This is a genomic window from Mesorhizobium sp. M7D.F.Ca.US.004.03.1.1 (assembly GCF_003998635.1).
GTDB classification, from domain to species: Bacteria; Pseudomonadota; Alphaproteobacteria; order Rhizobiales; family Rhizobiaceae; genus Mesorhizobium; species Mesorhizobium loti.
In genome coordinates, this window is record NZ_RZQG01000297.1 from 1 (window position 1) to 6,439 (window position 6,439).

Consider the following 6,439-nt stretch of genomic DNA (forward strand, 5'->3'; position numbering starts at 1 on the left):
GGCTCGCTGTTCAAGGCGATCGACCGCACGGTGACCGGCGGCGGCGCAAGACTGCTCGCCGACCGGCTGATGGCGCCGCTGACCGACCCGGCCGCGATCGGCGCCAGGCTGGACTCGGTGTCGTTCTTCCGCTCCGAGACGCGGCTCTGCCAGGCGGTGCGGTCGAGCCTGAAGAGCGTCGCCGACATGCCGCGCGCGCTGTCCAGGCTGGCGCTCAACCGGGGCGGTCCGCGCGACCTCGGCGCGCTGCGCGCCGGTTTCGAAGCGGCAGGTGCGATCGCTGAAATCTTTGCCGCGACCGCCCTGCCCCAGGAATTGACGGCCGCACTCGCCGCCATCCATGCGCTGCCCCAGGCGCTGGCCCAGCATCTGACGCAGGCGCTTGGCGACGAACTGCCGCTGCTCAAGCGCGACGGCGGCTTCGTGCGCGGCGGTTACCATGCCGATCTCGACGAGATGCGGGCGCTGCGCGACGAATCGCGAAAGGTGATCGCCGGGCTGGAACGCTCGCTGATCGACGAGACCGGCATCCGCTCGCTGAAGATCCGGCACAACAATGTGCTCGGCTACTACATCGAGGTGACCGCCAACCATCATGCGATCATGACCGGCAGCGATGGCGCCAAGGCCCGCTTCATCCACCGCCAGACCATGGCCAATGCCATGCGCTTCACCACGACCGAGCTTGCCGAACTCGAGACCAAGATCGCCAATGCCGCCGACCGGGCGCTCAGCATCGAGCTTGCCGCCTTCGACGCGCTGACGACGGAAGCGGTCGGCGAAGCGGAGAAGATCCGCGCCGGTGCGGATGCGCTGGCCGTGCTCGATGTCTCGGCCGCCCTCGCGCTTTTGTCCGAGAGCGAGGCCTGGTGCAGGCCAGTGGTGGATTCCAGCCTCGCCTTCGAGATTACGGGCGGCCGGCATCCGGTGGTCGAACAGGCCCTGCGCCGCTCCGGCGAAGGCCCATTCGTCGCCAATGATTGCGACCTGTCGCCGGAGGGCAGCGCCAAGAACGGCGCGATCTGGCTTCTGACCGGCCCCAACATGGGCGGTAAGTCGACGTTCCTGCGGCAGAACGCGCTGATCGCCATCCTGGCCCAGACCGGCTCGTTCGTGCCGGCGGCATCGGCCCATATCGGTGTCGTCGACCGGCTGTTCTCGCGTGTCGGCGCCTCGGACGACCTGGCGCGCGGCCGCTCGACCTTTATGGTCGAGATGGTCGAGACGGCGGCGATCCTCAACCAGGCCGGTGAGCGCGCACTGGTGATCCTCGACGAAATCGGCCGCGGCACCGCCACTTTCGACGGCCTGTCGATCGCGTGGGCGGCGGTCGAATATCTGCATGAGAAGAACCGCTGCCGGGCGATCTTCGCCACCCATTTCCACGAAATGACCTCGCTCGCCGGCAAGCTGGCGCGGCTGCATAACGTCACCATGCGGGTCAAGGAATGGGAAAACGACGTCGTCTTCCTGCACGAGGTCGGCAAGGGTGCCGCCGACCGCTCCTATGGCGTGCAGGTAGCGCGGCTGGCTGGCCTGCCGGAAGCCGTGGTCGACCGGGCCAAGGAAGTGCTGCACCAACTTGAGGAAGGCGAGGTTTCGGGCAAGACGAACCGGCTGGTCGACGACCTGCCGCTGTTTTCGGTGGCGGTGAAGCGGGAGGCGCCGAAGCCGGTGAAGAGTGATGCGCTGGGTGTGGCGCTGGGCGAGATCAATCCCGACGAGATGACGCCACGGGAGGCGCTGGAAGCGCTCTACCGATTGAAGGGCCTAACAACGAAACAATAGGACTCCCCTCAGTAACCCGGGCGTAAAACGACGTCCGGGCTTGACGGCAGCTGCTCGTTTGCTGCCGTTCCTACAAAGGTTCGAAGCGGAAGCCTCTTTCGGCTCGGAAAACCCGGCCGACACCCGGTGAATCGAGATGCGCACCTGCGACGTAGCAGCCGTTGTCGGCTGCAAGGGCCATTATCTGCAGCCGGCTTGCCCGTGCCTCCTCCTGGTCGGCGTCGAATTCCCACGTGATCTCCGGTCGATCGAATTGAAGCGACGGCACATGCACGATGTCGCCCCAGATCAACAGCGTTTCGTCCTCGCTCATGACGCGGAAGCAGGTGTGACCGACTTCATGGCCAGCGGCGGCGATCGTCTCGATATGAGCGCTGACGCGCTGTCCGGCGTCGAAAGGCTGGGCCCGGCTGTGGAAGCGTTCCAGCCTCGCCTCTGCCCGGAACATGCCGAGCTCGAGTCGCGGGACAAGCAGGCGCGTAAGTTGCGGGAAGCCATCCCGACCATCGGCAAGGATGAGCCCGTGGATATGATCGAGATGGGTGTGGGTGAAGGCAATTGTGCGTACCCGGTCGATGGCGATCTTCGCCTCGCGCAGCGCCTCGGGCAAATGCCCCATCGTCGGGTGCCAGGCGTTCGAAGCCCCTGTGTCGATCAGCGTGATGTCGTCGCCGTCATCGATGGCAAAGGCGTTGACGGATAGCCTGAGCGCGCCGTCAACGAGCGCTACCTGCGATGGCAGCTTATCGCCGAATACAATGTTTCCGGGCTGGCGCAGCCGCCTTATTGGCATGTCGACATAACCGTCGCGCAGCGACGTGACCGTCATGGCTCCGATTCTGTACGCCGTGTGCCGATGCCCGGCTGAAATTCGTTCCAATGCTTGCTCGCTATTTCCGAAAACTGGTTCCCGCTTCGGGATCATGCCTCTCTAGATCATCTCCAACCCACGTTTGCGCGCCGGCGGCGGGAAGGCGCGGTCGAGATCGGCGATGTCCTGTGGCGTAAGCTTGATGTCGAGCGCGGCGACATTCTGGCGGACATGTTCCTGGCTGCTTGCCTTCGGGATGGCGATGACGCCCTCCTGATGCATCACCCAGGCCAGGGCGATCTGTGCCGGGGTCGCATTGTGGCGGGCGGCGACGGCGTCGAGCCTGGCATTGCGCGCCAGCGCGCCCTGCTCGACCGGCGAATAGGCCATCAGCGGAATGCCGCGCTGCCGGCTCCAGGGCGCCAGGTCGAATTCAAGGCCACGCCGGACCAGATTGTAGAGCACCTGGTTGGTCTGGACATTGCCGCCATCGGACAAGCCGATCAGCTCTTCCATCTCGTCGGTGTCGAAATTGCTGACACCCCAGTGGCGGATCTTGCCGGCCTTTTTCAGGGCCTCGAAGGCCGCGACCGTCTCAGTCAGAGGCACGCTGCCGGGCCAATGCAGCAGATAGAGGTCGATGCGGTCGGTACGCAGGCGTTTCAGGCTGTTTTCGCAGGCGCGCTGCACGCCCGCGCGCGAAGCGTTTGACGGCAGCACTTTCGAGACCAGGAAGGTCTCGTCGCGGCGCCCGGCAATGGCCTCGGCCACCACCTCCTCGGCGCCGCCGCTGGCATACATTTCGGCGGTGTCGATCAGTGTGATGCCGAGGTCGAGGCCGAGCTTGAGAGCATTGACCTCATCGGTACGGCGGCTGATATCCTCGCCCATCTTCCATGTCCCCTGACCAAGCACCTGAACGGCTTCGCCAGAGGGCAGTTTGGTGGTTCTGATGATCGACGGCATGGCGGGCTCCAGTTGGGGCCGGATCGCATCACAGGCTGGGCGAGAAATCCAGAGGCGTTCTCGCCGCCTAGGCGATTGCCGAAAGTCTACTTCACCGGATGGGCGGCGAGCCAATCCTGCATCTGCTTGATCTCGGCTTCCTGCGCGGCGACGACGCCTTCGGCGAGCTTGCGGATTTCCGGGTCCTTGCCGTTGGCGAGCTCGACCTTGGCCATGTCGATAGCACCCTGATGGTGCGGGATCATGCCCTTGACGAAATCGACATCGGCATTGCCGGTGTATTCAGATGCCATCATGTCGGCATGCATCTTGTCCATCGCGGCTTTGTAGCCTTCGGTCGAAGGGCTGGTCGCGTCCGTCGCCATGGCGCCCATGTCGTGTTTCATCTCCTCGCTCTGTGCCGGGACGCTTTCGAGGAAGACGGCAAGCAGCATTCCGGCCGCCATCAGCAAAAGCACGAGTTTTTTAGCCAAGGTCATTCATGGTCTCCTGTTGGGTGGGTTTCGTATCTGGGGGCTTGGCTCAGAGTTTCAATGTTCTCAGCCGCAATGCGTTTGCGATCACCGACACCGAGGACAGGCTCATCGCCGCCGCCGCCAGCATCGGCGACAACAGCGTGCCGGTGAGCGGATAGAGCACACCGGCGGCGACCGGCACGCCAAGCACGTTGTAGAGGAAGGCAAAGAACAGGTTCTGGCGGATGTTGCGGATCGTCGCCTGCGCCAGCGTGCGCGCCCGCACGATGCCGTTGAGGTCGCCCTTGACCAAGGTGATGCCGGCGCTTTCGACGGCGACATCGGCGCCGGTGCCCATGGCGATGCCGACATCGGCGGCGGCAAGGGCGGGTGCATCGTTGACGCCGTCGCCGGCCATGGCGACGCCTTTGCCCGTGGCGCGCAGCTCGTCGACGAGGGCGGCCTTCTGCTCCGGCAACAGGCCGGCGCGAACCTCGTCGATGCCTAGGCTTCTGGCGATCGCCCTTGCCGTGCGTTCGTTGTCGCCGGTCGCCATGATGATCCGCAAGCCGCTGTCGTGCAGCGCCCTAATCGCCTCGGCGGTGGTCGCCTTGACCGGGTCGGCGACGGCGACGAGGCCGGCCAGTTTCTTGTCCACGACGACGAACATCGCCGTCTTGCCTTCGACCTGCAGCGCCTCGGCCTTGGCTGAGATGGGTGTGGTGTCGATGCCGAGATCAGCCATCATGGCGGCATTGCCGAGCGCGATTTTCTTTCCCGAGACCGAACCGGAAACGCCCTTGCCGGTGACTGCCTCGAAGCCGGAGGCCTCATTGATCTTCAGTCCGCGCGTCCCAGCGCCGTCAACGATGGCCTCAGCCAACGGATGCTCCGAGCCCTTCTCCAGACCCGCGGCGAGCGCCAGCAATTCGTCGTCGGAAAAACCGTTTGCCGCAACGACATCGGTCAGTTTCGGCCGGCCTTCGGTCAGCGTACCCGTCTTGTCGACGATCAGCGTGTCGACGGAGGCGAAGCGCTCGAGCGCCGCGGCCTCCTTGATCAGCACGCCGGCATGCGCCCCGCGCCCGGTGGCGGTCATGATCGACATCGGCGTGGCGAGGCCGAGCGCACAGGGGCAAGCGATGATCAGCACCGACACCGCCGAGACGATGGCAAAGATCAGGCTGGGCTCGGGTCCAAACACGGCCCAGGCGATGAAAGCGGCAATCGCGACAAGGACGACGGCCGGGACAAAGTAGAAAGAAACGCGATCGGCCAACCCTTGAATCGGGGCGCGGGAGCGCTGCGCCTTGGCGACGAGCTCGACAATGCGCGCCAGCGTCGTCTCGGCGCCGATCCGCTCGGCGCGCATGATCAGCGAACCTTGTCTGTTGAGCGTGCCGCCGGTCAGCGCATCGCCCTCGGTCTTCTCGACCGGCAACGGTTCGCCCGTGATCATCGATTCGTCGATCGAGGAGCGGCCTTCCAGCACCGTGCCGTCGACCGGCACGGCATCACCGGGGCGGAGGCGCAGGCGATCGCCGGCCTTGACCGCGTCGAGCGGCACATCGCTTTCGGAACCGTCGGCGGCGATCAGCCGCGCGGTCTTCGGCGCGAGATCGAGCAAGGCGCGGATTGCCGACCCGGTCTTTTCACGGGCGCGCAACTCCAGCACCTGGCCTAGGAAGACCAGCGCGACGATGACGGCGGCGGCCTCGAAATACACCGGCACGGCACCGCCATGGCCGCGGAACTGATGCGGAAAAATGTCCGGAAACAGTGTGGCGACGACGCTGTAGAGATAGGCGGCACCAACGCCGAGCGAGATCAGCGTCCACATGTTGGGGCTGCGGTTGACCAGCGAGTCCCAGCCGCGGTGGAAGAAGGGAAAGGCGGCCCAAAGCACCACCGGACTTGCCAGGACCAGCTCGATCCAGACCTTTGTCCGATCCTCGACCAGGCCTTCAAACGTCAGGCCGATCATGGGCGCCATGGCGATGATCAGAAGGGGGACCGACAGGACGGCGCTCACCCAGAACCGCCTGGTGAAGTCGACCAGCTCGGGATTTGGCCCTTCATCGCCCGTCGGCACGCCCATCGGCTCCAGGGCCATGCCACAGATCGGGCAGGACCCAGGCTTGTCGCGGATGATTTCGGGATGCATCGGGCAGGTGTATTGCGTGCCCTTGGGCATCGGCTGCGGCGCCGGCTTGTCGCCGAGATATTTTTGCGGCTCCGCCTCGAATTTCGCCTGGCAAGCGGCGGAGCAGAAATAGAAGCCCTGACCTTCGTGGCGGGCAAAGTGCCTAGCTGTCGCGCGATCGACACTCATGCCGCAGACCGGATCAGTGGCCGTCAGGAATCTTTCCGGCTCGGCGACGAATTTCGTGCGGCAGCCCTGGCTGCAGAAATGATAGAG

At 65.0% G+C, this 6,439-nt stretch carries 5 protein-coding genes; 1 reads left to right on the forward strand and 4 read right to left on the reverse strand.

Going from position 1 to position 6,439, the window contains the following annotated elements; all coding sequences use genetic code 11:
- Positions 1-1,788 (forward strand): DNA mismatch repair protein MutS (gene mutS / locus EN935_RS17670; protein ID WP_127373476.1); only part of this gene is annotated, 1,788 nt, incomplete at its 5' end.
- 70 nt (positions 1,789-1,858) lie between these two features.
- On the opposite strand, the gene EN935_RS17675 is transcribed toward mutS, so the two are convergent.
- From EN935_RS17675 to EN935_RS17690, 4 genes are all read right to left on the reverse strand, one after another.
- The gene (locus EN935_RS17675) at positions 1,859-2,617 is read right to left on the reverse strand and encodes an MBL fold metallo-hydrolase (RefSeq protein WP_245468872.1); all 759 of its coding nucleotides are present in this window, start codon (positions 2,615-2,617) and stop codon (positions 1,859-1,861) included.
- A 102-nt stretch (positions 2,618-2,719) separates the two neighbouring features.
- Positions 2,720-3,565 (reverse strand): aldo/keto reductase, encoded by an 846-nt coding sequence (locus EN935_RS17680; protein ID WP_109666048.1) that lies wholly within the window; start codon positions 3,563-3,565, stop codon positions 2,720-2,722.
- An 86-nt stretch (positions 3,566-3,651) separates the two neighbouring features.
- Positions 3,652-4,044 (reverse strand): DUF305 domain-containing protein, encoded by a 393-nt coding sequence (locus EN935_RS17685; protein ID WP_127264377.1) that lies wholly within the window; start codon positions 4,042-4,044, stop codon positions 3,652-3,654.
- A 43-nt stretch (positions 4,045-4,087) separates the two neighbouring features.
- Positions 4,088-6,439, reverse strand: a 2,352-nt coding sequence (locus EN935_RS17690) for a heavy metal translocating P-type ATPase (RefSeq protein WP_127373477.1), incomplete at its 5' end; no start/stop codon positions are given.